At 51.1% G+C, this 25,810-nt stretch carries 21 protein-coding genes; 10 read left to right on the forward strand and 11 right to left on the reverse strand.

What is annotated here, in order from left to right:
- Positions 1-320: 320 nt before the first annotated feature.
- A complete protein-coding gene (locus tag CA264_RS03550; protein WP_025604651.1) occupies positions 321-1,163 on the reverse strand; it encodes an SDR family NAD(P)-dependent oxidoreductase in 843 nt (280 codons plus the stop codon).
- Positions 1,164-1,238: 75 nt separating this feature from the next.
- A complete protein-coding gene (locus CA264_RS03555) occupies positions 1,239-2,147 on the reverse strand; it encodes a helix-turn-helix domain-containing protein (protein WP_025604653.1) in 909 nt (302 codons plus the stop codon).
- A 497-nt stretch (positions 2,148-2,644) separates the two neighbouring features.
- Here CA264_RS03555 and CA264_RS03560 point away from each other — a divergent pair, with 497 nt between their 5' ends.
- From CA264_RS03560 to CA264_RS03575, 4 genes are all read left to right on the forward strand, one after another.
- Complete coding sequence (locus CA264_RS03560) at positions 2,645-4,849, forward strand: acylase (protein WP_025604655.1); 2,205 nt, start codon at positions 2,645-2,647, stop codon at positions 4,847-4,849.
- A 537-nt stretch (positions 4,850-5,386) separates the two neighbouring features.
- Positions 5,387-6,004: an outer membrane beta-barrel protein gene (locus tag CA264_RS03565; protein WP_025604657.1), complete on the forward strand. Its 618-nt coding sequence runs from the start codon at positions 5,387-5,389 to the stop codon at positions 6,002-6,004.
- A gap of 241 nt (positions 6,005-6,245) precedes the next feature.
- Positions 6,246-6,617, forward strand: a complete 372-nt coding sequence (locus tag CA264_RS03570; RefSeq protein ID WP_157593627.1) for a hypothetical protein — start codon at positions 6,246-6,248, stop codon at positions 6,615-6,617.
- A gap of 370 nt (positions 6,618-6,987) precedes the next feature.
- Complete coding sequence (locus tag CA264_RS03575) at positions 6,988-7,317, forward strand: hypothetical protein (RefSeq protein WP_025604661.1); 330 nt, start codon at positions 6,988-6,990, stop codon at positions 7,315-7,317.
- A 271-nt stretch (positions 7,318-7,588) separates the two neighbouring features.
- Here CA264_RS03575 and CA264_RS03580 read toward each other — a convergent pair whose 3' ends face one another.
- Positions 7,589-8,134: an REP-associated tyrosine transposase gene (locus CA264_RS03580; protein ID WP_025604663.1), complete on the reverse strand. Its 546-nt coding sequence runs from the start codon at positions 8,132-8,134 to the stop codon at positions 7,589-7,591.
- A gap of 506 nt (positions 8,135-8,640) precedes the next feature.
- On the opposite strand from CA264_RS03580, the gene CA264_RS03585 reads away from it, so the two are divergent.
- From CA264_RS03585 to CA264_RS03600, 4 genes are all read left to right on the forward strand, one after another.
- Positions 8,641-9,555, forward strand: a complete 915-nt coding sequence (locus CA264_RS03585) for a retron St85 family effector protein (RefSeq protein WP_025604665.1) — start codon at positions 8,641-8,643, stop codon at positions 9,553-9,555.
- Positions 9,542-10,456: a retron St85 family RNA-directed DNA polymerase gene (locus tag CA264_RS03590; RefSeq protein WP_025604667.1), complete on the forward strand. Its 915-nt coding sequence runs from the start codon at positions 9,542-9,544 to the stop codon at positions 10,454-10,456. Before CA264_RS03585 ends, CA264_RS03590 begins: the two co-directional genes overlap by 14 nt.
- 100 nt (positions 10,457-10,556) lie before the next feature.
- Positions 10,557-13,004 (forward strand): ATP-dependent helicase HrpB, encoded by a 2,448-nt coding sequence (gene hrpB / locus CA264_RS03595; RefSeq protein WP_025604668.1) that lies wholly within the window; start codon positions 10,557-10,559, stop codon positions 13,002-13,004.
- 421 nt (positions 13,005-13,425) lie between these two features.
- Complete coding sequence (locus CA264_RS03600) at positions 13,426-13,716, forward strand: isoamylase early set domain-containing protein (protein WP_025604670.1); 291 nt, start codon at positions 13,426-13,428, stop codon at positions 13,714-13,716.
- Positions 13,717-13,900: 184 nt separating this feature from the next.
- Here the strand turns inward: CA264_RS03600 and CA264_RS03605 are convergent, their stop codons facing one another.
- From CA264_RS03605 to CA264_RS03630, 7 genes are all read right to left on the reverse strand, one after another.
- The gene (locus CA264_RS03605; protein ID WP_025604672.1) at positions 13,901-14,335 is read right to left on the reverse strand and encodes a hypothetical protein; all 435 of its coding nucleotides are present in this window, start codon (positions 14,333-14,335) and stop codon (positions 13,901-13,903) included.
- Between the two features lie 75 nt (positions 14,336-14,410).
- A complete protein-coding gene (locus CA264_RS22335) occupies positions 14,411-14,539 on the reverse strand; it encodes a hypothetical protein (protein ID WP_257791731.1) in 129 nt (42 codons plus the stop codon).
- Between the two features lie 96 nt (positions 14,540-14,635).
- Entirely contained in the window at positions 14,636-16,090 is a 1,455-nt protein-coding gene (locus CA264_RS03610; protein ID WP_025604674.1) for an alanine/glycine:cation symporter family protein, read from the reverse strand.
- A 524-nt stretch (positions 16,091-16,614) separates the two neighbouring features.
- Positions 16,615-19,161, reverse strand: coding sequence for an ATP-dependent helicase HrpB (hrpB, locus tag CA264_RS03615; protein WP_025604676.1), 2,547 nt, complete (start codon positions 19,159-19,161; stop codon positions 16,615-16,617).
- A 287-nt stretch (positions 19,162-19,448) separates the two neighbouring features.
- Positions 19,449-19,907, reverse strand: a complete 459-nt coding sequence (locus CA264_RS03620; protein ID WP_025604677.1) for a cold-shock protein — start codon at positions 19,905-19,907, stop codon at positions 19,449-19,451.
- A gap of 69 nt (positions 19,908-19,976) precedes the next feature.
- Positions 19,977-20,204, reverse strand: a complete 228-nt coding sequence (locus CA264_RS03625; protein WP_025604679.1) for a hypothetical protein — start codon at positions 20,202-20,204, stop codon at positions 19,977-19,979.
- Between the two features lie 133 nt (positions 20,205-20,337).
- Positions 20,338-20,529, reverse strand: coding sequence for a cold-shock protein (locus CA264_RS03630; RefSeq protein ID WP_025604680.1), 192 nt, complete (start codon positions 20,527-20,529; stop codon positions 20,338-20,340).
- A gap of 513 nt (positions 20,530-21,042) precedes the next feature.
- Here CA264_RS03630 and CA264_RS03635 point away from each other — a divergent pair.
- A complete protein-coding gene (locus tag CA264_RS03635) occupies positions 21,043-22,158 on the forward strand; it encodes a fatty acid desaturase family protein (protein ID WP_025604682.1) in 1,116 nt (371 codons plus the stop codon).
- Between the two features lie 136 nt (positions 22,159-22,294).
- On the opposite strand, the gene CA264_RS03640 is transcribed toward CA264_RS03635, so the two are convergent.
- Positions 22,295-23,356 carry a proline iminopeptidase-family hydrolase gene (locus CA264_RS03640; RefSeq protein ID WP_025604685.1) on the reverse strand — a complete coding sequence of 354 codons (1,062 nt, stop codon included), beginning with the start codon at positions 23,354-23,356 and terminating at the stop codon, positions 22,295-22,297.
- A 387-nt stretch (positions 23,357-23,743) separates the two neighbouring features.
- Between CA264_RS03640 and CA264_RS03645 the strand changes: the two genes are divergently transcribed.
- Complete coding sequence (locus tag CA264_RS03645) at positions 23,744-25,702, forward strand: PAS domain-containing sensor histidine kinase (protein WP_025604686.1); 1,959 nt, start codon at positions 23,744-23,746, stop codon at positions 25,700-25,702.
- Positions 25,703-25,810 lie beyond the last annotated feature (108 nt).

Consider the following 25,810-nt stretch of genomic DNA (forward strand, 5'->3'; position numbering starts at 1 on the left):
CAGTCGGATTGCAAATCCAACATGCTACTGAGGCACGGATTAAAAATCCGCGCCAGAAATGGAGCGTGCAATAAGCTGGGGCGCTGGAGTGTCCTATTTTGGTGGTGCTGGCGCAAATCTTCAGATTCGTGACTTATCAATAATGTTGAGTCTGCGACTTCACGGGCTCGCAGAACCCAGCAACGATTAACTTCTCAGTAGCGTCACTAAGGGCACAACTTCATCCATGTGCCAATGTATAACTGACCTCTGCCGTCTAGCGAGTCGCAGACGCGACATTACTTTAAGACACGGAAATTACTCCCACGCCAGTTTTAGCGCTAAACAAATTCAGTGGAAGTTGCCATTGCTTTATATTCCTCCATCGTTTGCCGGATAAGGTCATTCTTCTGCGTGGCAGCCGCATACGCATCCTTGCCCAGGAACAGGTGCACGGGTGGTGCTGGCTGCTCACTTAGTTCTATCAGGATCTCGGCAGCTCTTTCAGGGTCGTTGGGTTGGTTGCCGTTAATGTCGTGGAGGTGTGCCTGCTCTACGGCACGGGCACTTTCGTAGGCCGCTATAGGGTTGGCGGCTGTTTTAACGGAACCGCTTGAAAGGAAATCGGTACGGAAATAACCCGGATACACCACCGATACGTGTATGCCAAAGTCCTTCATTTCTTCGGCAAGTGCCTCTGTAAGGCCTGCTACCGCAAATTTAGTGGCGCAGTAGATACCAAACCCAGGATAGCCTCCCGTGTATCCGCCAATAGAGGCGATGTTGAAAATATACCCTGACTTCTGCTGGCGTAAGTATGGCGAAGCGTGGCGGATAACGTGCAGCGACCCGAATACATTTACATTAAAGTTATCCTTTACTTCTGCATCACTCAGTTCTTCTAAAGTGCCTATCAAGCTGTAGCCGGCATTATTTACCACCACATCTATGCGCCCAAAGTGGTGCACGCAGCTGGCAATAGCTGCTTTTACATCATCGTTGTCGGTCACGTCCATTGCCAGGGGTAGAAACAGGTCTGATGCTTCTCCTACCGCTTGCTCAAGCGACTGCACGTTGCGGGAAGTTGCCGCTACACGATAACCGTTTGCTAATAACTTTTTAACGAAGGTGAGCCCCAGTCCTTTGGAAGCCCCAGTGACAAACCATACTTTCTTTGCGTCCATAGTTTTATGATTTTAGTGATGGAACAAAGGTAGCGTGGCAGTAGCCGGTCAGGGTAACGAAAAACTAACCTTACCTTACGAAATGCTAACACTTCTGAACTGGGTAGGGTTGAGTTGAAGTTTTTTCTTGAAGAAGTTATTGAAATGAGTCACCTCTGTAAAACCGAGTGCAAAGGCAATTTCAGACACGTTCCAGTCGGTGTGCTTTAAAAGGATCTTGGCCTCCTGCAGCAGGCGTTCGCTGATAAGGTCGGAGGTGGTTTTTTGCGTGGTTTTCCTAACGGCCCGGCTCAGGTGGTTCACGTGGATGGAGAGCTGGTCGGCAAAGTCGGAGGCAGATCGCAAGATAACCCGCTGCCTGGTATCTTCTATCGGAAATTGTCTTTCCAATAACTCCAGAAACAGCACAGCTATTCTGTGTGACGCATCGGTGTGCTGCTTTTCGGCCTGTTGGGCAGGCTGCATTTTGGCAGTATGGTGCAGAATCTCAAACACCAGGTTTCGGAGTGCATCATACTTGTGCGTATAAGTAGAATTGATTTCCTCGAACATGCGCTCAAACACAGCCTTTATTTTAGCAGCCTGCTCGTCGGTCAGTTCAAACACCGGGTTTCCGTGGGGTCGGAACATCTCATAGTTGTTCAGATTGCCGAAGTGATGGAAAAAGGCTGGCGTAAAAACACAGAAGAAACCTGACTGCTGCTCATCAATTTGCTCCCAGTTATAAGGAATCTGCGGGTTGGCAAACAGCAGCGCCTGTTTCTGTATCTCTACCACTTTATCGGCATAATGTACTTTGTTCCGGCCGATAATCAGGCTGATCTTAAAGTAATCTTTGCGGCTATATGGAATAGGTTTGGAGTGGCAGCCTACAAAGTCGTCGAGCTTAAACACGTTGAAATGCCCGATCTCCCTGCGGATGTTATCAGGCACCCAGTTCAGTTTGGTTTTATAAAACTCCTCAATCGTTTCTGTTCGGCTCATAATGCTATTTACGAAATCCTGCGCATTTGTGGGTGCTTCTGTTTACTGTTTAAGCCCGATGTTACTACAAAAAACTCTTTGATAAAAAATCACCTAACAGTACTCGTCCAGCAAACAATTTGAGAATAATTGCTACTTGACGAAACAGAGGCAACAAGCATAATTTTCACTTGATCATTTTTTTACCCCTCTGGCACAGATGTTCATCTGTGGTAGAAGAAGCAATTTAAAGACCTCGCGGTGTCCGAAGGTCCCGCGAGCGTTTGACGCTACAAGGCAAGAGCCTAAGTGAGACAAGAAAAGTGAATTAATCGCAAACACAGTAACTGAAGTATAAAGCCCCTTCCTCCACTGTAGTAAGCATACAATTGCTGCTATTATTTTTTACGCAGCTCGTACAGCTACTATAAACCCGCACCAGCGATGGAGCTGACAGGCAGGAGGTTTCTAAAATTATCCTTAAATTGGTTCATCGTTTCCTTTCACCAGACTAACCTATGCGCTATACTTTAAAACCCCAGCTGCTCCTGCTGCTTTTGTTCCTGAATTTTTCTTCCTGTGCTGTTAAAGAGCAAGCGGATTCCAAAACAGAGGTGGCAACGTGGGAGGAGCAGGCTGCCCGCGTGACCATTATGCGCGACAACTTTGGCGTGCCGCACGTGTATGGCAAGACAGATGCCGATGCGGTTTTTGGGCTGTTGTATGCCCAGTGCGAAGATGACTTTAACCGGGTGGAGCGCAACTACCTGTGGGCTACCGGCCGACTGGCAGAAGTTGAAGGGGAGGAGATGCTGTACAGTGACCTGCGTGCCCGCCTCTACATGACAGAGGCAGAAGCTAAAGCCCAGTATGAGCAGAGCCCGGAGTGGCTGAAAAAGCTTTGCCAGGCTTTTGCCGATGGCATCAATTACTACCTGCACACGCACCCGGAGGTAAAGCCAAAGCTGCTGACGCGCTTTGAGCCCTGGATGCCGATGTACTTCAGCGAAGGCTCCATCGGCGGCGATATCGAGAGTGTTTCTACCAAAGGCATCAAGGCTTTCTATGGGGAAGATAAATCGCTTGGAATGAATAGTTATGGATTGGTGAAGCCGGGAATTCTGGAAGAACCAAAAGGCTCGAACGGTTTTGCGATTGCAGGCAAGCACACGGCTTCCGGCGATGCGATGCTGCTGATTAACCCACATACGTCTTTCTTCTTTAGAGGAGAGGTGCATGCGGTGAGCGAAGAGGGGCTGAATGCTTATGGAGCAGTTACCTGGGGACAGTTTTTCGTGTACCAGGGCTTTAACGAGAAAACCGGCTGGATGCATACTTCTGCCTACGCCGATGTGATTGATGAGTTTGAGGAAACGATTGTAAAGCAGGATGGCAAGCTGTTTTACAAGTATGGTGAGGAGCTGCGCCCTGTCACGACGGGCAAGGTAACGCTGGCTTACAAAGATGGGGGTGAGCTGAAGCAAAAAACCTTTACCACCTACCGCACGCACCACGGACCCATCACGCACAAAAACGGCGACAAATGGGTAGCTACGGCCCTGATGTGGAAGCCGGTGGATGCGCTGGTCCAGTCCTATACCCGCACCAAGAAAAGCAACCTGAAGGAGTTTAACGAGATGATGCAGCTACGCACGAACTCCTCTAACGCTACCGTGTATGCCGATGCGGAAGGTAACATTGCCTATTACCACGGTAACTTCTTCCCGAAACGCGATACCTCTTTTGACTACTCCAAGCCAGTAGATGGCAGCAACCCTAAAACCGACTGGAACGGCCTGCACCCGCTGGAGGAAACGATACGGCTCATAAACCCGGCAAATGGTTGGATACAGAACTGTAACTCCACACCCTTCACTGCCGCAGCTGAGTATAGCCCGAAAAAAGAAGATTACCCGGTATACATGGCGCCATCGCCTGAAAACTTCCGGGGCGTGCATGCTGTCCGCCTGCTTCAAAAAGCAGATAACCTGACGCTGGATAAACTAATAGAGCTGGCTTACGACCCATACCTACCGGGCTTTGAGGTGCTGCTACCGGGGCTGGTAAAAGCTTACGATACCCAAAAGCCAAACGACCCGAAACTGAAGCAGGCCATAAATGAGCTGCGCAACTGGAACTATGCCGTGTCTAAAGAATCGGTAGCGATGTCGCTGGCGCATTTTTATGCCACCAATGCCTTGCGTAATGGCAGTGCCCCGAAAGGCCTGAACCTGATGGAGCGTTTCGACTACTATACCAACACTGCACCGGAAGCGGAGCGCCTGAAGATTTTCAGCGAGACCATCACCCAACTGGAGAATGACTTTGGCCAATGGAACACGCCCTGGGGAGAAATCAACCGCTACCAGCGCCTTACCGGCGACATACAGCAGCCGTTCAACGATGCGGTTCCAAGTATACCGGTAGGCATGGCGTCGGGCAACTGGGGAGCGCTGGCTTCTTTTGGAGCCAATACCTACAACACCAAGCGCCTGTACGGCACCTCCGGCAACAGCTTTGTGGCGGTAGTGGAGTTTGGTGATAAAGTGAAAGCCAAGACCATGCTCGCTGGCGGCCAGAGCGGAAACCCTGCCTCTCCGCACTTCGATGACCAGGCACAGCGCTATGCCGATAGGCAGTTTAAAGACGTAGCCTACTACCGCGAAGACGTGGAGAAAAGAGCCAAAGCAACTTATCATCCAGGGCAAAAGGTGAGCTGGTAATCTTGTTTAGCAGCGAAAGATCATAACGGATACCAGAAAGCATACTTCAGCTAATCATCAGCGGCTTTCTGTTTGAATACATAGAACTGCTTGTTCGATGGGTAATACTGTTTGTTTTGATACCCTAAAGGGAAGAGAACCAGAATCTTTTAAAGCCCTCAAAAACAAGAATTCTGGTGCGGCTGCCGACACCTTTGTTTATAGTTTCGGAAATAGAATGATAGGAATGGCTTCTATAGTTGCAGTAGCATGGCTACTTCTGAGAATAAAGCATTTTTTTTAAGCTATCGTTAGAATTTACTCATTAAGAAAAGCCAATCTGTTAGCACAGCACACGGTGTTAGTTTGGGTGATATAGCACTGCTACACTTGCCAAAGGTATAGCTGCGTGGAAAGTATAGGCAGGAGCTGCAAGCGTGGGGAACGAAGATTTATCAAGATATCATAGCAAATTGTGCAGCTTAAATTATTTGCTTCAACAGCCTCAAAAACAGAATATAAGAGCTATATTGTACTATACAGTTTAATGCTAAAATAATGCAAAAGATTTCTCGCCTGATCAGAATTGCACTGGTGCTGTTGGTAGCGTATCAGGTGCCCTTGCAAGCCCAGGACCGTCCAAATAAAGGGTATATTGGCGTAGGGCTGGGGCCAAGCTTTTTAGTAGGTAATAATAACGTTAAAGCCGGAACCGGACTGAATCTGAATCTGCTCAATGTTGGCTATACTTTTGGTAAAGGCTTTGGAGTGACCGGAACATGGGCGGGAGGTGCGCATATCTTTGACTTGGATGCTACAGTTAATAACCAAGGAACTACTTATACTGTCCCAACAGAAGTTGAACTGAGCTACGGTACTCTAATGATCGGCCCGATGTACACCCTGCAACTAACAGATAACTCGTCAGTGGATTTTAAAGCCAGGCTGGGGCGCTTGTACACCCGTGAAGAAGCTAAATCAGATGATGCTGCTTCAGAATCTGAGAAATCTACTCTAAGTGCTTCGCTTGGGGTAGGTTATCGTCAAAAAATAGCAAACCGCTGGTGCCTGATGCTTTCTTCAGACTATTATGCGGGCAGGCAGCAATACAGCTTTGCAACCGGCCAGAATGCTCACATCTTAAACTTTACAGCTGGGGTGGGTTTTGTATTGTAGCAGTAGACATCCCAACGCTTTATGTACTGCTGTTTCCTGAGCTTGGATGGCGCTTGTGCTATCTCGTAGCCCAACTGTTTTCTTGCTAAAGTTGTAGCTGCTTAGAAAAGACATGACACGAGCTGCAAGCTCGCGCCAGCAAAGGCCAGCTTGCGGTGTTGGGTATACCTCCAGGTTGCGCCCAGAAATGTATATGTTGCGGCACGATACACGTAAAGCAAATAAAGCACATCACATAAATATGAACTTGACAGTAGGTTGTAAAGTAGCATGGGCGGAGTCGGTGTACACGCCTTATGTAGAAGGGGAGACATCAGACTTTATCGGCGAGCGGACGATAACCGGCAGGATAACGGCAGAAGGCTATGCGAAGAAAACGAACTACCATTTCTTCACGATTCATGTGTATAGGGCCGAAGGGGTAAACGCGGAGGAGATAGAGCCGAACAGCAAGATCATCAGGCGGGGAATAGTGCTTTATCCTAAGTGCAGGATATTGGCTACCCCAGACAACTATGAGGAACTGGTAAAGGAAAAAGCAGAGCGGAAAGAAAACAGCAGCCCCGTATGTTACGCCCATCTGAAAGATTTTCGGGAAGGCTTCGAAGAGTAGTGCTGTGCCAAATTAAAAATTAGAAATTATGAATTAGAAATGAAGCGGGAAAGCTTCTAACATGAATTCTAATACGATAAGCTGCTTTAAGAATTAAATCGGCGCAGCCCTAGCTTTGCAACAGTGGTTTTACTGACTTAAAAATCTCATTGCTGGCGCGAGCTTGCAGCTCGTGCCTCCACTCTTCAGGCAATTTCATCTCTAGTACCCCTTTGCCACCGCTAAATTCTATCTCTTTCTGAAAACATAGCTTTCTAAAAGCAGGAGCTGCAAATATGTGCCAGTGAGGAGAAATCTAGATGATAATTTAAGATTGACGTGCACAGACTTTCTCGCAATTCTTACCTTTATAGCTTTAGAAGCTTAACTAATGACAAAGCGCGAGCAGTATAAACTAACTTTTAATAAAATTAAGAACCGGGTTTACTGCGGGCAATCTGAAATCACGACTGAATCTTATTTTCTATGCAGCTTGCTTAACCAGTTAAGTGATAGAGAGCCTGAGTATCTGCTTGATGAAATTAAGCTAGCAGTGGCTGGGCAAGATTTTGATGCGTTCTATTCTGTAGATGGGGCACTGTTTAGCGATGGCGTCCACATACAGCCTCCAAATGCAATCATCAACGAGAAATACGAAGTTAAACTAGTTGATTTAAAGCAACTACTTGATGAATGGATAGCTTTTGTAAGAGCATCGTAAAGGCTTGCACCATGCAGTTGTCTCAGAAGTTCGTTTTAAGATGTTGATGCTATGTTCGAAAAGTATAAAATTTAATTTTATGAGAAATGCCTGAGCAATCCAGTTACAGGCGTGGATAGAGTTGTGAAAGGTTTAGATACACCTATCGAAGATAATGATATCCTTGTCCGATTCTTTGATGACTATCAAAATGTAGATGATATCGATCCATGTAGTCTAAGTTTAATTGACGATCCACCGCTGGCGCGAGCTTGTAGCTCGTGACTTTATGCTACACGAGATCCATCTCCAGCACCCCTTTGCCACCGCTAAAGTCTATCGCGCTGCTATACTTCCAATGGTCCGGTTCCGTCACAAAACCAGCCTCCACAGGGTTGTTGTGGATGTAATCGATTTTCTGGTCTATCACGGCAGCGCTCAACAACTCAATAGGTTTGTTATGCTGCTGCCAGAACTGCCGGTGCTTTACGTTGCTGTTTTTCAGACCAGCCCGCTCCATCAGCCACAGTATCCACTCTTTCCTGCTCTCCTGGTTGTGCTCAGCAATGGCTTTTTGCAGCTGTTTGGAAGTATAGGTTTTCAGCTCCTTCAGCAGCACGCTCGGGTTGTTGGCCTTGGCCCGGAAGATGAGGTGCACGTGGCTAGGCATGATGCACCAGGCATAGATCTCCATGCCTTTGTTTTTACGGCAGTAGTCCAGGCTATCGGTAAGTATGGCAAAGTACTCTTCCCGCGTGAACACGTCTATCCAATAGACTACCGCAAAACTCACAAAGTATAGCCCTTCCTGGTTATGGAATTTATACTTCCTGCTCATGTAATGGATTATACTATATACAGCTGCTTTCAGGTTTTAGCAAATTGCTTGGCTGCTGGTATAAGGTGCCTAGTGTGGTTCTGTGCTAGTGCGAGCTTGTAGCTCGTACTGTTACTCGTGCTGAAGGTATTGCTGCGTGGAAAAGAAAAGGCACGAGCTGCAAGCTCGCGCCAGCGGGGGAACTTCTTGCTCTTTTAAATATTTTGATTAGCATCAATTATTTTTATCTTTGATATGTAGTTCAATGATGCTAGATTGAATTCTTAGTTGTTCTACTAATCATTACTACCTATTTATTAGAATTGAATTAGTTTTTAAACTTTAATTTAATTAAAGTTTTGTCGGGTGTAAACCAGACACTTATTGTATTTTTTACCTTTGGAAGCAAGCTAATAAGCTGTTGCTCCCCAAGGGGAGCAACAGCTTATTAGCTTGCTTCCCTTTGTAATTCGATTCTAATAAATAGGTAGCTCTATGTAGTTGCTACCTTATACTTCCCCTTAAAAATGAGAGTTAAAAGGTTTGACAGAATAAAAGTTGAAAATGATATCATCAGTGAAATAAAAAAGTCAATTGTTAGTCAAAGAGCGTATATAAAGGCAGAGTCTCAGATTGTATTTCTTTTTGGAGCGAAATCTAATACGCAGAGAACAACAGCACGCGATTCTTTTTATGACTACACTAAAAAGCATTTACAAGACTATTTATTCCTGTTAGCAGAAGATTTCTATCGTAGCTTTGGAGATTCACCCGTTGACTTATTAACTCTTGAAGATGAGTTGGCTTCTTATACTGATTGTGTACTTATTATTTTAGAAAGTCCTGGTGCAATAGCCGAGTTGGGTGCTTTCTCTTTGAAAAGCGAATTAGTGAAAAAGATTTTGGCTATAAATGAGAGAGCATTTATGAATGAAGATTCATTTATAAATAAAGGACCTTTAGCCAAGATTCAAAAAGAATCTAAATTCTCTCCTGTTATTCACGCAAAATTTGAATCAATACTTGCTTCAATAGGTGAAATTGAGAAAAGTTTAAGCAAGAACCTGCAGAGAAAGAGATCAGTAAAAGTTGAGTTTGATACATATGACAAGTTCAACGGTGCTAATTTTAAGAAATTCAGACTAATGCTTGTAAGAGATTTAGTTACACTTTTCTCCCCAGTAAAGTTCGAGGAAATATTATATATACTTAGGTATATCTATGATACAGACAAGTTCTTGAAAATCAATTTTGAGTTAAGTTTTCTTATTTCTGTAGGTCTTATAAGAAAGGAAGTAGACTTTTACATAAATACTTACAAGCATGATACTTACTTCTATAGTTTCCCTGATTTAAATATTATTGATTTAAGAGCGAAAGTTCTAAACTATTATTCAAAATACTCAACATCCCGAATTAGCCATTTGAATGAAGATTATTGAAAAAATATCTAATATATATGGGCTAAGTTTCAACGAAACAAAAAATCTTATCAATACTGCTCAGAACAACTATAGAATTTATAAAATTCCTAAAAAAACCACAGGAACTAGAACGATATATCATCCATCAAAACAGGTAAAGGCAGTACAGTATATATTGATAGATTTAATTTTGAAAAAGCTGCAGGTTCATAATGCTGCGGTAGGTTATATAAAAGGAGTAAAAGCACCCATAAAAAGAAATGCAGAGCAACATGCAAAATTTCCTTATTCAATAAGAATTGATTTCAAAAATTTCTTTTCTTCGATTTCTTTCTCTGACTTGAAGAAAGTTTTAGAAAACTCAAGTTTAGAATTATCTTTAGATGATTATAAAGTATTGGAGTTAGTATTATTCAAAAATGGCTTACCTATTGGTGCTCCTTCTTCTCCTCTAATAAGTAACATAGTTATGTTTGAACTTGATGAGTTACTGGCTAGAGAAGCTCTGAAAGTTGATTCCAATTCTTTATACACTCGCTATGCAGATGATATTGTCTTTTCAACATCAAAAAAGAATGGCTGTAAAGATTTCTTAAAAAAGCTGAAATCTGTCCTTATTAATTATAATCACCCAAAGTTGACCATCAATAGTTCTAAGACAAAGTTTATGTCTAGAAAAAGTAAGAGGATGGTTACAGGCCTTATAATCACGCCACAAGGTAAAGTTTCTATAGGAAGAGAAAATAAAGAGTTTATTAAAATGTTACTTTACCAGTACAACAAGAAGCTCCTGAACCCTGAGCAGGTATCCTATTTAACAGGGTATCTATCATTTATTATTGATGTTGAACCTGCTTTTTTCAATACTCTGGTGATTAAATATGGAGCTGTTGTATCAAATCTTTTGAAGAAGATTTGATACTCTAATAATTATTTTTGTTAGATAGTACTATACTAATAGGTGTATATAGTAGCCAATCTGTTGCGACATCAAAAACTAGATTTTATATATTACCCCCTTGCCTTTCAACCCATTTACCATAGACTTACCCGTTCGGGAAATCATACCTGCCGTTAGGGAGCACCTGGCGGCGCAGAATACGCTGATCGTAAACGCCCCTCCCGGAGCCGGTAAAAGCACTTTGCTGCCGCTGGCTATACTTGATGAAGTATGGCTGACCGGCCAGAAGATCGTGATGCTGGAGCCCCGGCGCCTGGCGGCCAAAACCATTGCCGAGCGCCTGGCGCAGCTGTTGGGCGAGGAGGTAGGCCAGAGCGTCGGTTACCGCATTCGTTTTGAGACCCGCATTTCCGAGCGCACCCGCATCGAGGTCGTCACCGAAGGCATCCTCACCCGCATGATCCACAGCGACCGTGCGCTGACGGGCATCGGCATTGTGATCTTCGACGAGTTTCATGAGCGCAGCATCCATGCCGATGTAGCCATGGCCCTGAGCCGGGAGGCGCAGCACACGCTTCGCCCGGACCTGCGCATTATGGTGATGTCGGCTACCCTGGATATGCCCCAGCTCACGAGCCTGCTCAAGGCCCCGGTGGCACAAAGTATGGGGCGGCAATACCCCATCGAAACGCATTACACCGGCGATGCCGACGACCGCATGCTGCCCGAAATGACGGCAAAAGTTATAAAGCAGGCAGCGCAGGAGCAGGAGGGAGATATCCTGGTGTTCCTGCCCGGCGAAGGCGACATCCGAAAAGTAGAAACTATCCTGCGCAGGGAGCTGCGCAATTTCCAGATACACCCGCTGTTTGGTATGCTGCCCTTCGGCAAGCAGTACGCCGCCATTATGCCCGACCGCCAGGGCAGGCGCAAAGTGGTGCTGGCTACAAGTATAGCCGAGACCAGCTTAACCATAGAAGGTATTTCGGTGGTGGTGGATACGGGCTTCGGCAAAACCTCCCGTTTCGATCCGAAGTCTGGTTTGTCGCGCCTCGAAACGGTGCGCATCTCCAAGGATGCCGCCGACCAGCGTGCCGGTCGCGCCGGACGTTTGGGCCCTGGTACCGCCTACCGCATGTGGAGCAAAACCACGCATGAGCGCATGGCCCCGCACCGTACGCCCGAGATTATGGAAGCAGACCTGTCGTCGCTGGTGCTGGACATGGCGCAGTGGGGCATTACCGATATCCGTGGCCTTACCTGGCTGAACCCGCCGCCGCGTGCTGCCCTGCAATATGCCACCGACATGCTGCACCAGTTGCAGGCGCTGGAGCATGGCCGCATCACAGAGCATGGCAAGCGCATGCACGCCCTGCCTTGCCACCCGCGTATTGCGCACATGCTGCTCAAAGCCGAAGAAACCGACCAGGTGGCGCTAGCAAGCGACATTGCCTCCGTGCTGGAAGAGCGCGACCCGCTGGACCGCAACGCCGGCATCGACATTAATTTAAGAGTAGAAGCGCTGCGTCGCTACCGGAAAGAGCAGGGGCAGGGCAAGCGTTTCAGCAAGATAGAGAAGATAGCTCGCTCGTACCGCTCTTTGTTTGAGGTAGATCCCGAGAACGGCAGCTTTGATGACTATGAAACAGGCGTACTGCTGGCGCATTGCTACCCGGAGCGTATTGCTTACGCCCGCCCCGGCAATAATGCGCAGTTCCAGCTGGCTAGTGGCCAATATGCTTCTGCCGGTCACCGCGACGACCTGGCGCACGAGTCCTGGCTGGCTATTGCGCACCTGCACGCAGGCACTGGCGATAACCCCGGCCGCATTTTCCTGGCTTCACCGCTCAACCCCCGCGACCTGGCTCCGCTCGTAAAGCAGCAGGAAAGCTACCACTGGGATGTGAACGACGGCGAATTAACGGCTTCGATGGATACCCGCATCGGTAGCATTGTGCTGCAAAGCAAGCCGCTGCCACCACCCGACGAGAAGCACCGCATACCTGCCATCTCCGAAGCCATTAAACTGGAAGGCGAGCACCTGCTGGACTTTAACGAAGAGCTAACGCAGTGGCAAAACCGCGTGCTGAGCCTGCGTAAATGGCGACCGGCAGAAGGCTGGCCCGACGTAAGCACCAGCACCCTGCTCATGACCAACTGGGACTGGCTGCGCCCACACCTTTCCGACATCGAGCACCCCGACGAGCTGATGGAACTGGAGCTGCTGCCGATACTGGAAAAGAAGTACCTGGATGAGGCACAGCGTGAGAGGCTGGAGGTTTTGGCACCTGCAAGTATAAATTTGCTAGATGGATCAAGTATAGAGCTGGAGTACAAGGCGCAGGGCGAGCAACCAAAGCTGGAAATACGCCTGCAGGACATCCTGGCCTGGGAAGAAAGCCCCACCGTAGATGCCGGCGAAATGAAAGTAGAGCTGCACCTGCTCACCCCGGAGCTAAAGCCGATCACCACCGTGTCCGATCTGGCTTCTTTCTGGAAAGGCAATTACCGCGTTATCAAGCGACAGCTGGAAGCAGTATTTCCGGAAGTGAAGTGGGAGAGGTAATTGTCTGAATCAGGATTTGCAGGATGAAAAAGGATTGGCAGGATTAATGGATAGACAGGATTGTACTTGCATAAGTAGCATTTATGACTACTGCAACAGCATTTGTATTCATTTCAAAATGTTAGAATAGAGAAGCATTAACCTACAAAGACGCTCGCGAACCCTTCGGACACCGCGAGCGTCTTTTTTTGCCTGCCACCTTTCCACGAGCAGGAGCCAACAACATTGCGTACCTTTTGCCCGTAAAGCAGCCTTAATACGGCGTGTCCCGGAAATAAAGCACTAATCCGTATTGCTTATCCTGTTTTTTTACCCAAACGAATACCGGCCTCGGAACGGCGCAAACCAAAAGAGAACGCCCGCTGGCCTTCTGCAAAGCAGAACGTAGAAGCTTTAATCGTAGGATTAAAACCTTAAAAAGATGATTCAGAAAACATATTTGAAAACCAAGGACCAATGCAAGGTTAAGTTTACAGTAAGCATCGAAAACGCAGAAAGGGTAGAGGTGGTAGGCCTTAACAACGATTGGGACAACCCGATTGAGATGAACAGGAAAAAGGGAGGCACGTTTGAGACGGTGCAGTCGCTGCCGAAGAACACGCAGCACGAGTTTAAGTACTTGGTAAACGGGACCGAGTGGCGCAACGAGCCGGAGGCCGATAGCGAAGTTCCCAACGAGTTCGGCGGCACCAACAGCGTGCTTACCGTGTAAAGAATCAATTCTAACGGCTTGTTGTTTCCTGGTATGTTTCAGGATAAAGAAAGCCTGCCCCTACACAAAAGCGCCCTTGCTATACGTAGCAAGGGCGCTTTTGTGTAAGTATACTATGAGGCAAGCCGCAGCGCCGGTGAGCAACCTACAAGGCTAGCTCCGGCACTGTGCCAGCTTTTCCGGCTTAGTTATTTGGCCAGGCGTTCCACGGAATGCGGATCAGGATCAGGATCAGGGCCAGCGCATAAAAAATGGCAATGCTCTTAAATCCTTTCTCTGTTCCGATCTGGCGCTTGGCGCGGGAATAGCCTACCGTGATCAGCACCACGGCGATGATCATCGTAAGCGGGTGCTCTAAGATGTAAAGGCGGGAAACAGAGTCTCCCATGGCTTCTCCGGAAAAGTTAGAGAGGCCAAGCGGCGATACAAAGTATAAAATCACGCCGATTACCCACTGCAGGTGCGCCGGAATCAGGCCGAACAGGCTTAGTTTCCTGTGCTTGTCTGCGAAGGGCTTGTTGCCGAACATACCGCCGAATGCTACCGCCAGGCTGACGAGGAGCCCAAGCAGCACGAGATAGGTCATGTAGGAGTGTAAATGCTGTAATCCTGTATACATGGTGTTTTTTTATTGATGGATGGTGTAAAGATATAGATTATTCCTCCAAATCAACAGCAGGCAGGGCCCAGCTTCTTACGAGTGGCTGACATAATACAGAAACTCCCCCACACTCTCCCCAAACCTGTAGATGACATACATGGCTAAAACAAGCAGGATCAGCCTCACGAGCTTACTGTTTAACAGGGAGGTATAGCGGTTCATGGTGATAGAAAGTGTGTGGTGTTTGCTGAAAAGGAAAAGCCCCTGCACAGGCGGTGGTGCGCTGGGCAAGGGCTTCCCCGGTAAAAAACTCTGGTGCTAAACGGCCTGTAGTTCTTTGTTCTCTTCGGCTGTTTTGTCCCACTGATCTGCGTTCTGGATGCCCAGCTGCTTCGGGTGGAACACCGGGTCGAGTCCGGCTTTGCGTTGGGCCTGGTAGTCTTTGAGGGCACGCAGCGCCGGTTTGCGCAGCAGCAGGATCGCCACCACGTTCAGCCAGGCCATAATGCCCACGCCAATGTCGCCCAGCATCCAGGCCGATTCTGCCGTCTTCACAGAGCCGTAGAAGGTAGCGGCCAGAATAAGGGCCCGCAGCGCCCACAGCATCCACTTGTTGCCCTTGGCATTCAGGTAGCTCAGGTTGGTTTCGGCAATGTAGTAGTAGGCCATGATGGTGGTGAAGGCAAACAGCAGCAGGGAGATAGCGACAAAGCCGCTGCCCAGCGAAGGGAAGTAGGTATTCACCGCCTGCTGCGTAAACTCAGGGCCAAAGGCCACCCCGGGCAGGTTCTCCACAATAAAGCCTCCCTCCGGGTTTACCACGTTGTACTGCCCTGTAAACAGGATCATAAAGGCCGTGGCCGTACAAACAAAAAGCGTATCCACATACACCGAGAAAGCCTGTACCAGCCCCTGTTTGGCCGGGTGGCTAACTTCCGCGGCCGCTGCGGCATGCGGGGCTGTACCTTGCCCGGCCTCGTTAGAGTAAATGCCGCGCTTCACGCCCCACGAAATCGCCATACCGAACACACCGGCAAAAGCAGGCTCAACGTCGAAGGCGGAGCGGACGATCAGGCTGATCATGGCAGGCACTTCCGTCACGTTCATGGCAATAATCACCACCGTCATCAGGATGTAGGCACCTGCCATAAACGGAACGGCTACCTCGGCTACTTTACCGATGCGCTTTACGCCACCGAAAATGATCAGGGCCAGAAGCGCCGTAACCGCTGCTCCCGTTACGGCCATCGGCACCCCGAAGGCTGTGTTGATGCCGGAGGCGATACTGTTGCTTTGCACGCCCGGTAAAAACAGGGCCATGCTGATGATGGTGGCAATGGCGAAAACAACGGCATACCACCTTACACCCAGGCCTTTCTCGATGTAGTAAGCGGGGCCGCCACGGTACTCGCCGTCTTTTACCTGCTTGTATATCTGGCCCAGGGTAGCTTCGATGTAGGCAGAGGCGCTACCGAGGAAGGCAATCACCCACATCCAGAAAACCGCACCCGGCCCGCCCATGGCAATTGCCGTGGCGACACCGGCAATGTTGCCTGTGCCCACCCGGCCGGCAATGGCAATGGAAAAGGCCTGAAAGGAACTCACGCCCTTCTGAGACGACTCCCCATGGAAAAGCAGGCGAAGCATTTCGCGGATGTAGCGCACCTGCACAAACCTGGTTACGATTGAAAAATATATACCTGCCCCGAGGCAAAGTATGATGAGGGCATTGCTCCAGACGATGTCGTTTATAAAGCTGATGATGTGTTCCATGGTGTGTAGTTAGGCAGGAGTGGTGAGGTGTAGCGTATGGTTTAAACTAGTTTTTATAGTGAATCGGGAATTCAGAACCTTAAAATAGGGGAATTTTTTTAGAATAGCATGCTCCGCAGCCGCCAAATAAAGGAGCACCGCCTATCGGTTTGTACTTTACTACGGTCCCTTTCACGCCGGGGAAGGGCCGGAGTGGATTGATATACAGAACAGTAAGGCTTTGACGTGATGAGAGGCAGCCGTGGCTTTTGCTGGTAGGCTGAGTAGCCGGAAGCGGCACAGGCTGGTGACAGGCCCGGGGTGGCTGGTAGTTTGCTGCTCTCGCTACAGCACCGGGGTGTTGCTTCGGCTGTACGGCTTACTCTTTACTAAAAGAACTCATTTTCAGAGGCAAATAGATCACGCGCGCCTGTTCATAAAGCCAAAGACTAACGGCGGCCACAAAGGCACGGCCTGAGGGCGTAGTTGTGCCCTCAGGATGGAGTATGGCGCCGGGGCTGGGCTAAGTGCACCGGCCCCGGTTCTTAGCCCGGCCTTTTCTTCGTGCCCCGTGTCGGTGGGGCCGTGAGGGGATCATCCGGCCAGTGGTGTTTGGGGTAGCGGCCACGCAGGTCCTTGCGCACCTCAAAATAGCCGTTGCTCCAGAAGCTGCGCAGGTCGCGCGTTACCTGTACCGGGCGTGAGGCAGGGGAGAGCAGGTGGAGCAGCAGCGGTACTTTGCCGCCGCCAACACGCGGGGTGTCCAGCAGTCCAAACACCTCCTGCAGGCGCACAGCCAGCACGGGAGACGCAGCATCCGAGTAATCCAGGGCAATGCGGGAGCCGCTGGGCACCTGCAGGTGCGACGGCGCCAGCCGCTCCATTTCCTGCCGCTGCTCCCAGGCCAGCTCCGCAAGCAGTATTTCTTTAAAGTCTAGCCTGGCCACCTGGTCCAGGGTGCGCAGGCCGTGCAGGTGCGGGGCAAGCCAGCTATCCATACTTGCTGCCAGCGCTGCATCAGAGGTGTCCGGCCAGTTTTCCGGCTCCAGCCGGTGCAGAAAAGCCAAACGCTGCCGCGTACGCAGCGCCTCCTCCGACCATGGCAGGCGTTCCACTCCCTTTTCTTGCAAAGCCTGCAGCAACGCTGCTGCTACCTTGTCGGCGTCTGGTTTGGAAACCGTGCTTTCCTCCACTAACAAAGCCCCCAGCCGTGTCAGGTGGCGGGCCACCACCTGCTGCGACCCCTCGTGCCAGCGCACCTCCTGCAGTACCTCCACCTGTTCCGAAAAGTGCTCCAGCAAATCTGACTTAGCCAGCGGAGCCGCCAGCAGGATACGCGGCTGCTTGCCCAAATCCAGGTGCGCTATACTATAAAACTCCGCTTCGCCGAATAACTCGGTGGCGAGGCTGGCCCGCTGCCCGCTTACCAGCCGCACACGGCCCGGGGCTTCGCGCTGCGCCAGGCGGTCGGGGTAGGCCAGGGCGGTTAGCAAGCCCGCCAGCTCCGGGTGTAGGTTGCCTGTGGCATCGCGCAACCGCTGCCGCAGGTTCTGTGCCTGCTCCTTTACGCGCCGCAAGGCGTTCTCATCCACCACAAAACCTGGCGTGACGGGGCTTTTACCGGCTATAAGTTCCAGGCGGAGCTGCAGGTCGGGTATGCCTTCGCCCCAGCCCAGCTGCAGGGGCTTCAGCACATCCCGCTCCGACAGCAGGGCTGCCAGGGCACAGGCCGTTGCTCCGAAGCCCAGCTCATGGCCGCGCATAACCAGGTGCCCCAGCCGCGGGTGTATCCCCAGCGAGGCCAGCGCCTTGCCGTGCGGCGTGGGGTTTCCGGCAGCATCCAGGGCTTCGAGCCGCTGTAGCAGGTCTTTTGCCAGGGCGAGGGCAGCGGCCGGGGGAGAGTCGAGCCAGTTGAGGGTCGTCGCATCCTTCACGCCCCACAAAGCCAGCTCCAGTACAAGGCCTGTCAGGTCGGCGTCCAGGATCTCGGGGCTCTGCCGGGGCGGCAGCTGCATCTGGTCGGCCGTGGACCACAGGCGGTAGCACACGCCGGGGCCAAGCCTGCCTGCTCGTCCGCGCCTCTGGTCTGCCCCGGCCTGCGACACGGGCACGGTGGCCAGGGTCGTCAGGCCGGTGCGGGGCGTAAACCGGGGCACGCGCGCAAAGCCGCCGTCAACCACAATCGTAACGCCCTCAATGGTTAAGCTCGTTTCGGCTATACTTGTGGCCAGCACCACTTTGCGTTTGCCTTTGGGAGAGGGCTGGATGGCGGCAACCTGCTTCGAGAGAGGCAGGTCGCCGTGCAGCAGGTGCAGCTCTATGGCGGGGCCAAGGGTGTTTTCCAGTTGCTGCGCCACTTTCTTTATCTCGCCCATGCCCGGCAGGAAAACCAGCAGATCGCCTTCGGCCTCCTGGCTAAGGGCCTGCCGGATGGCCTTGGGCGTTAGAGTGGCCAGGCGTTGCGAGGGGTAGTTGCCGGCGGCTGCCACCTCCGCAGGGGAGAGAAAGTGCGTCTGCACCGGGAACAGGCGCCCTTCGCTTTGCACGACCGGTGCCTGCAGCCACTGCCCGATGGCGGTGGCATCCAGGGTCGCGCTCATCACCAGCAGGCGCAGGTCGGGGCGCAACACAGCCTGTGCGTCCAGGGCCAGGGCCAGCCCCAGGTCTGCCTGCAGGTTGCGCTCATGAAACTCATCAAAAATAATGGCCGCCACCCCCTCCAGGGCCGGGTCGTCCTGGATGATGCGGGTCAGGATGCCCTCGGTCACGACTTCTACACGGGTTTTCCGGGATACCTTGTGGTCCATGCGTACCCAGTAACCCACCGTTTGCCCTACAGGCTCCCCTAGCAGGTCGGCCATACGCTCGGCAGCAGCCCGCGTTGCCAGGCGGCGCGGCTCCAGCACCAGGATTTTCCCGTCACCCCGCCAGTCGGCTTCCAGCAAGGCCAGCGGCACAAGCGTGGTTTTACCGGCGCCGGGAGGGGCTTCCAGCACGGCACGGTTTGATGTGTTCAGGACCTGCAGCAGCCGCGGCAGTGCTTCTTTAACGGGTAGGTCCGGAAGGTGGTGAAGTAAGTCTGTTGTAGGCATAAGGCTACAAAGGTCGGGATTTTGAGCAAAAAGTATAACTGGTTTTGCGCCAGGCGAGGTATGGCCGGGGCACAGCAGGAAAGAAGCGAGCCTGCCTGCCGCGCGCGGAGGCGTAAAAAGCGAAAGCCCGCAAGTGAATGACGGGCTTTTGCTTTTTGGGAGTATTTGAAATGTGCCGACACCGAGGGGATCAGCATCTTCCGTGTGCGTACAGTGGCTTGTATAATGGAATTACGGGCAACGGAATAACTGCTTGTCCTGGGGTTGGGAGCGCCAGGCAGCGTTACTTATGCGATAACCTTCACATTAATTGCGTTGAGGCCTTTGGGGCCTTTCTCCACTTCGAAGTTGACTTTGTCATTCTCCTTCACCGTGCCCGATATCTCGTTCTGGTGTACGAAAATGCTTTCCTGGGTCTCATGGTCTTTTATAAAACCATAGCCTTTGGAGGTGTTAAAGAACGTGATGGTGCCCTTTCGGATCAGGTCCGCCGGGTCCAGGTCTTCCTGCTTCGGCACGCCGATCTGAATATCCTCCTGCTTTACAACCTTCTTCTTTTTGGTCGGGTCCGGAGGCGTTGTGGTGATGTTACCTTCATCATCCACGTAGGCGAGCATTTCGTCTATGCCTTTTCCTTTATTGGAGTTGGCTTTGCGCTCTTCCTTCTTCTGTTCTTTGTCTTGTCTTTTCTTTAGCTTTTTCTTCTCTTTTTCTTTTTTACTGAAAGTTTCCTGTGATTTGCCCATAATGTGCTCTTGATCTTTGATGTTTATTAATATACTTCCTGCGGACCCTAAAGTGTTACAGTCCTCTGCCTAGTACTGGAACAAGAAGTTGGTGCCGTTACGAATCCACTTCTCAAAGAAGGAGTTGTCGTTGAATTCGCCGGACAGCAGTTCTGTTTCTGGGAGGATGCTGTTGGAGCGGGAGCTCATAAAGCGCTGTAGGACGTCCTGGTTGTTCGGAACCCAGTCCTGGCCCTTCTTAAGAGCTACGCAAAGGTACTCGCGCGTTGTTGTGTCTACTAGATATTTTCTGTTCATTAGAGGAGGTTACAAGATTTGATGTCAAACGGAATGGAAACAGAAGGATGAAGAGAGGGCTCTCAATCACCCGGAAGTAAATAAAAAAGCCTTACGCATGTAAGGCTTTTTTATAGTAACTAATATGTTAAAACTAAGCACGCTTAACGTTAACCGCATTTAGTCCTTTTCTTCCTTCTTGCAGGTCAAAAGTTACTTCGTCGTTTTCTCTGATCTCGTGTACCAAACCTGATACGTGTACGAAATACTCCTGATCTGAATTTGCTTCTTTAATGAACCCGAACCCTTTCGAGTCATTGAAGAATTTTACTGTTCCGTTATTCATGTGATTTTGTTTGTTATACACCTACTACATTTTTAGCGGTGTATATGTTCATTATTTTTGACAATTTACGCCAAATAATTTACAATGCCGCATCAGTGCATTAAAATAAATTAATTCTTTATAGCTGGCAGGGCATGGGCAGCCATAAAAAGCGCCCCAGCCACGGCCAGTTGCCCTGGCTGACGGCGGAGCCCTTACGGCTAGGAAAGATGCGCCCGTCGCCTGCCGCTGTGTCGGTATGCCACGGTGTCTGGTTATGGGGCGAGGCTGCAGCTTGGCATGCTTTTGGCACAAGAGCAATGCGGGGTTTAAAAGCCTAAAACAGCATTATAGGAGGTTCCGTTGATGTTTTAACCGTTAGGTTTTGCGCCCGCATAGGTATCCGGCTGCCTGCTCGGCACCAATGCCGGTTCTTTTTCCTTTTTTTATTCGTGTTGTTGCAGTGATTGAGGCCCTGGAATTACAGATTGAAGAAGTCATTCCATTTTAAATTTCCTCAGTTAAAGCACCTACATGTCCCACAAAGTAAAATTCATTAACACCAACCAGTCTGCCTTTTTTGCCACCACCCGCAAAAGGGTGGAGCTGTACTTCAAGGAAAACAACCTTTCCAAAAACGGAAATGGGTTGATGTGGACCAAAGCCGTGTTCTTTCTGGCCGGGTTCTTATCGCTGTACCTGCTCATACTTTCGGGGTGGTTTGGCGTTTGGGCTATGCTGGGCCTGGCCGTGCTGCTTGGGGCCTTTGCCGCCTTTATCGGCTTTAACGTTTGCCACGATGCCATCCACGGCTCGTTTTCCCAAAACAGCAGGGTAAACAAGGGCCTTAGCTACTTTTTTTACCTGATTGGGGCCAACCCCTACCTCTGGAACATCTCCCATAACATTGTACACCATACTTACACCAACATTCCCGGCCACGACGAAGACATTGAAGTGGCGCCCGGTTTGATCCGGCTGGACGAAAGTGAGAAAGTGAACAGGGTGCAGCGCTACCAGCATTTGTATGCGTTCTGGCTGTATGGCCTGGCGTCGCTGTCCTGGGTGCTGCGCAAGGACTACGTGAAGTTCTTTCAGAAATCGATCGGGCAGCACCGTGCAAAGCACCCTAAAAAAGAATACTTCAACCTGTTCTTCTATAAAATACTGCATTACTTCCTCTTTATAGGAGTGCCCGTGCTGGTGCTACACCTGAGTTGGTGGCAGGCGGCCCTGGGTTTCCTGGCCATGCACCTGGCAGAGGGCGTGGTGATGGGGCTGGTCTTTCAGCTGGCCCACGTGGTGGAGGGAACCGACTTCCCGGTGCCGAACGAACAGGGAAATGTGGAGGAGGCGTGGGCCGAGCACCAGATGCGAACCACGGCGAACTTTGCCCCCAAGAGCGCAGTCGCCAGCTTCCTGCTTGGCGGCCTGAACAGGCAGATTGAGCACCACCTCTTCCCGAAGGTATGCCACGTGCACTACCCGGCCGTAGCCGCCATTGTGCGGAAAACAGCCGCAGAGTTCGACCTGCCTTACCTGGAGAGCCCCACATTCTTCGCGGCCTTGCAGTCGCACTACCGTACCCTCAGGAGATTTGGCAAGGAGGCCTACCGGGAGCAGGCCAGAAGTATGGCTTTGGTAAGCTAAGGAGCCTTGCTGCCCGCTAACCACTAACGGTGCGCATTGAAACCGTGTGCCCGCAACACCACAGCGCCTGCCCGGAAAGCCCGGGCAGGCGCTGTGGTGTTTTACAGGTCCATCTGCCCGGCAGGGGGGAAGGGGGCTAGGGCTTTTCAGAGCCCTCATCTACGGCTTTGATGAACTTGGTCAGGCCGCTAAAGTATGTTTTCTGGTCGTCGTACATGGCCATGTGGCTACCGGAGGGGCAGTGCAGGTAGCTCCCCTTGGGTAGCTGGCCTGCCATCCACTTCATGTGTTCAGGGTCCATGGTGTCGTGCTGGCCGCCGATGGTTAAGGTCGGGACGGTGATTTTAGGAAGGTCGGCAGAGCGGTCCCAGTTTTTCAGGGAAGCATTGCCGGTGATACCGAACTCGCTGTGGCCCTGCATCTGCACATACACTGTCTGGTTCATGTGGTTGAACATACGGTTTACAGGGTCCGGCCACCTCTCTATCGGCATGCGCAGCGCGTGCTTGGTGTAAAAGTTCGGCAGCAACAACTCCATGTACCGGGGGTTGTAGAAATCCCCGTTGGCCTCTATCTGCTTCAGCTCGGCCAGCACCTGCGGGTCCATCTGCGGGCCCAGTACTTCCTCGGCATACGCGTTATAGGCCGGCACGCTCGACATCATGTTGGAGATGATCAGCCCTTTGAGGTGCTGCTGGTACTTTAAGGCGTACTCCATGGCCAGTATGCCGCCCCACGAGTGCCCCAGCAGGTAAAAGTTGTCCTTGTCGAGGTGCAGCGCCTGGCGCACCTGCTCCACCTCCTCTACAAAGCGTGCCGTGTTCCAGAGGCTGGTGTCCTGGGGCTGGTCGCTGTAGTGGGAGCCCAGCTGGTCGTAATAATAGTACTCGATGCCTTCCTTTGGCAGGTAGCTGTCGAAGCACTCAAAGGCTTCGTGTGTGCCACCGGGGCCGCCGTGTAGCAGCAGCACTTTCATGGTAGGGCTGTTGCCGACCCGCTTTGTCCAGACATTGAAGGCTCCTTTTGGCGTCGTGATTTGGATCATTCTGGCTCCGCCGCTCAACTCATCCTCTCTGCCGGAGCTGTCCAGGTAAGAAGGTGCGGTCGTGTTGGTTGCCGTTGCCGGGGCCTCGGCCGGAGCTGAGCAACCCTGCAGGACGCTGAAGCCCAGGAGTAGGGCAGAGAACATTACTTTCATATGGCGATCGGTTTAAGGAAGCGAGGGGCACTCGTTAGGTAAATATAAGGAAGGAAGCGGTAAGATGCTTGTTATCAGATGCCTTTTTGCGCTGTTGCTTTTTGGGGGTAGCTGTGGCGGCTAACGAGCCTTGCCACTGTGGCGTGTCTGGGGGCGGAGAGGCACACCAGCTGCCCACCACTGCTGCTTTAGCTGTACCAGCGCAGTTAAAAATCCTTTCTATTTATTTGTTGTTTAGCCATTAACATAATTGATTTGTATCTTTCGCTTGGGAGTTTACTCATAAAGCCTATTTTTACGTATAGCCGCTGAGTGTATTCCCTAACTAAACGCGCTAAGTGCCGAAACAGGTAAAGCCGCTTCCCTTACTTTACATGACATCACACTATGAACGTAGAACCTGACGCCGTATCGTCCTACAGCCCCAGTGAAACTACGCTGGACCAATACCGGATCTTAGTTGAAAGTATCGCCGACTACGCTATCTTCCTTCTTGACACCACAGGCCATGTGGTTACCTGGAACACCGGCGCCAGGCAGGTAGAACAGTACGAAGCGGAAGAGATCATTGGAAAGCATTTCTCCGTATTCTATACAGCCGAGGATAAGGCAACTGACAGCGCCGCCAAAGAGCTGGCAGAGGCCAAAATTAGAGGGAGGTATGAGGATGAGGGCTGGCGCGTCAAGAAGGACGGCTCTGTGTTCTGGTCCAATGTGGTGATTGCCCCGGTGTACAACCCGGATGCGGAGCTGAGCGGCTACTCTGTCGTCGTACGTGACCTGTCGGAGAAGAAGAAGGAGGATGATGACCTGTACCGGGCTTACCAGGAGCTGAAGGAAAGCGAGGAAAGGTTCCGGCTCCTGATCGAGGGCGTGACCGACTATGCTATTCTTATGCTGGACCCCGCCGGTAACGTGGCTACCTGGAATGAGGGGGCCAGGCGCATGAAAGGCTATGAAGCCGAGGAGATTATCGGGAAGTACTTCTCCAAGTTCTATAACCGCGAATCGATTCTGCAGGGCTTCCCGGATCATGAGCTGAGGCAGGCAAAGGCAAACGGCAGCTTTGAGGATAACGGCTGGCGCTACCGCAAAGACGGCACCGCCTTCTGGGCCAACACCGTACTCACGGCTATTTACAACGCCGATAAGGAGCTGATAGGCTTCTCAAAAATTACGCGCGACCTGACGGAAAAACTGCGGATGGAGCAGCAGCTGTTTCAGATAAATGAGGAGCTGAAGGAAAGCGAGGAAAAAAGCCGCCTGCTGATAGACAGCGTGAAGGACTACGCTATTCTGATGCTGAACCCGGAGGGCATCGTGATGAGCTGGAATGTGGGGGCGGAGCGGATAAAAGGCTACGCGGCAAAGGAGATCATCGGAAGGCACTTCTCTACTTTTTATACGCGCGAGGCGATCGAGAAAGGCTTTCCGCAGTATGAGCTGAGAAAGGCGCTGGAGTTCGGCCACTTTGAGGATGAGGGCTGGCGTATCCGCAAGGGCGGGAATGCCTTCTGGGCGAACGTGGTGATCACACCGGTCTATAACTCAGACAACAGGCTGCTGGGCTTTGCCAAAATTACCCGCGACCTGACGGAGCGCCGCCGCAATGAGGAGCTCATGCTGAAGAACAAAGAGCTGGTGAAGATCAACAACGAGCTCGATAACTTCGTTTACGCTGCCTCGCACGACCTGAAGGCCCCGATCACCAACCTCGAGGGCCTGCTGACGGCGCTGGAAGAGGACCTGGGCCAGGACCGGGGGAAGCATGAGGCCATCCTGCGCCTGATGGAGGGCTCTATCGGCAAGCTGAAAGACGTTATCGCTGACCTGTCCGACGTTACCAAACTTAACCACGCGGAGGCAACCGCTGAAAGCGTGCACATCCCCGGCTTGCTGGAAGAGATAAAGGGCAGCCTGGACCCGATGCTGAAGAGGAGCAAAGCCGAAATCGCTATCGAGGACCTTGCGTTTGACAGGCTGAGCTACCCGCGGAAAAACCTGCGCAGCATTCTGTTTAACCTCGTGTCCAATGCCGTGAAGTACTCTGACCCGCAGCGCAAGCCGATTATAAAGATAAGCAGCAGCATTACCAGTGACGGGGACTATGTGCTTTCGGTGGCGGATAATGGCTTGGGTGTTGCCCCGCGGCAGGTCGGGAAGATCTTCTCTTTGTTTAAGCGTGCCCACGGCCACGTAGAGGGGTCCGGCATTGGCCTGTACCTTGTGAAGAGGATTCTCGATAACTCCGGGGACAGTATTATGGTGGACAGTAAGGAGGGGGTGGGCTCTACCTTCAGGGTCTACTTTAAGCAGCAAGATACCCCTGCCGAAGTTAAAAAGTAACCGTTACGCATCGGCGCTTCTTTGGGAAAACGAGGGCACCGCTCCAGCAGAGATGGGGGCGGTGCCCTCGTTTTTTCGCACAGGTGTACCTGGCCCCGGCTCCTATGC

The sequence above is a fragment of the Pontibacter actiniarum genome, from assembly GCF_003585765.1.
Lineage (GTDB): Bacteria > Bacteroidota > Bacteroidia > Cytophagales > Hymenobacteraceae > Pontibacter > Pontibacter actiniarum.

Coding starts and splice junctions, on each gene's coding strand:
- CA264_RS03635 (WP_025604682.1), top strand. CDS start 21,043: ATGTCCCACAAAGTAAAATTCATTAACACCAACCAGTCTGCCTTTTTT.
- CA264_RS03610 (WP_025604674.1), bottom strand. CDS start 16,090: ATGGAACACATCATCAGCTTTATAAACGACATCGTCTGGAGCAATGCC.
- CA264_RS03605 (WP_025604672.1), bottom strand. CDS start 14,335: ATGTATACAGGATTACAGCATTTACACTCCTACATGACCTATCTCGTG.
- CA264_RS22335 (WP_257791731.1), bottom strand. CDS start 14,539: ATGAACCGCTATACCTCCCTGTTAAACAGTAAGCTCGTGAGGCTGATC.
- CA264_RS03560 (WP_025604655.1), top strand. CDS start 2,645: ATGCGCTATACTTTAAAACCCCAGCTGCTCCTGCTGCTTTTGTTCCTG.
- CA264_RS03575 (WP_025604661.1), top strand. CDS start 6,988: ATGACAAAGCGCGAGCAGTATAAACTAACTTTTAATAAAATTAAGAAC.
- CA264_RS03590 (WP_025604667.1), top strand. CDS start 9,542: ATGAAGATTATTGAAAAAATATCTAATATATATGGGCTAAGTTTCAAC.
- CA264_RS03580 (WP_025604663.1), bottom strand. CDS start 8,134: ATGAGCAGGAAGTATAAATTCCATAACCAGGAAGGGCTATACTTTGTG.
- CA264_RS03570 (WP_157593627.1), top strand. CDS start 6,246: ATGAACTTGACAGTAGGTTGTAAAGTAGCATGGGCGGAGTCGGTGTAC.
- CA264_RS03620 (WP_025604677.1), bottom strand. CDS start 19,907: ATGGGCAAATCACAGGAAACTTTCAGTAAAAAAGAAAAAGAGAAGAAA.
- hrpB (WP_025604676.1), bottom strand. CDS start 19,161: ATGCCTACAACAGACTTACTTCACCACCTTCCGGACCTACCCGTTAAA.
- CA264_RS03645 (WP_025604686.1), top strand. CDS start 23,744: ATGAACGTAGAACCTGACGCCGTATCGTCCTACAGCCCCAGTGAAACT.
- CA264_RS03630 (WP_025604680.1), bottom strand. CDS start 20,529: ATGAATAACGGAACAGTAAAATTCTTCAATGACTCGAAAGGGTTCGGG.
- CA264_RS03625 (WP_025604679.1), bottom strand. CDS start 20,204: ATGAACAGAAAATATCTAGTAGACACAACAACGCGCGAGTACCTTTGC.
- CA264_RS03585 (WP_025604665.1), top strand. CDS start 8,641: ATGAGAGTTAAAAGGTTTGACAGAATAAAAGTTGAAAATGATATCATC.
- CA264_RS03600 (WP_025604670.1), top strand. CDS start 13,426: ATGATTCAGAAAACATATTTGAAAACCAAGGACCAATGCAAGGTTAAG.
- CA264_RS03640 (WP_025604685.1), bottom strand. CDS start 23,356: ATGAAAGTAATGTTCTCTGCCCTACTCCTGGGCTTCAGCGTCCTGCAG.
- CA264_RS03565 (WP_025604657.1), top strand. CDS start 5,387: ATGCAAAAGATTTCTCGCCTGATCAGAATTGCACTGGTGCTGTTGGTA.
- CA264_RS03550 (WP_025604651.1), bottom strand. CDS start 1,163: ATGGACGCAAAGAAAGTATGGTTTGTCACTGGGGCTTCCAAAGGACTG.
- CA264_RS03555 (WP_025604653.1), bottom strand. CDS start 2,147: ATGAGCCGAACAGAAACGATTGAGGAGTTTTATAAAACCAAACTGAAC.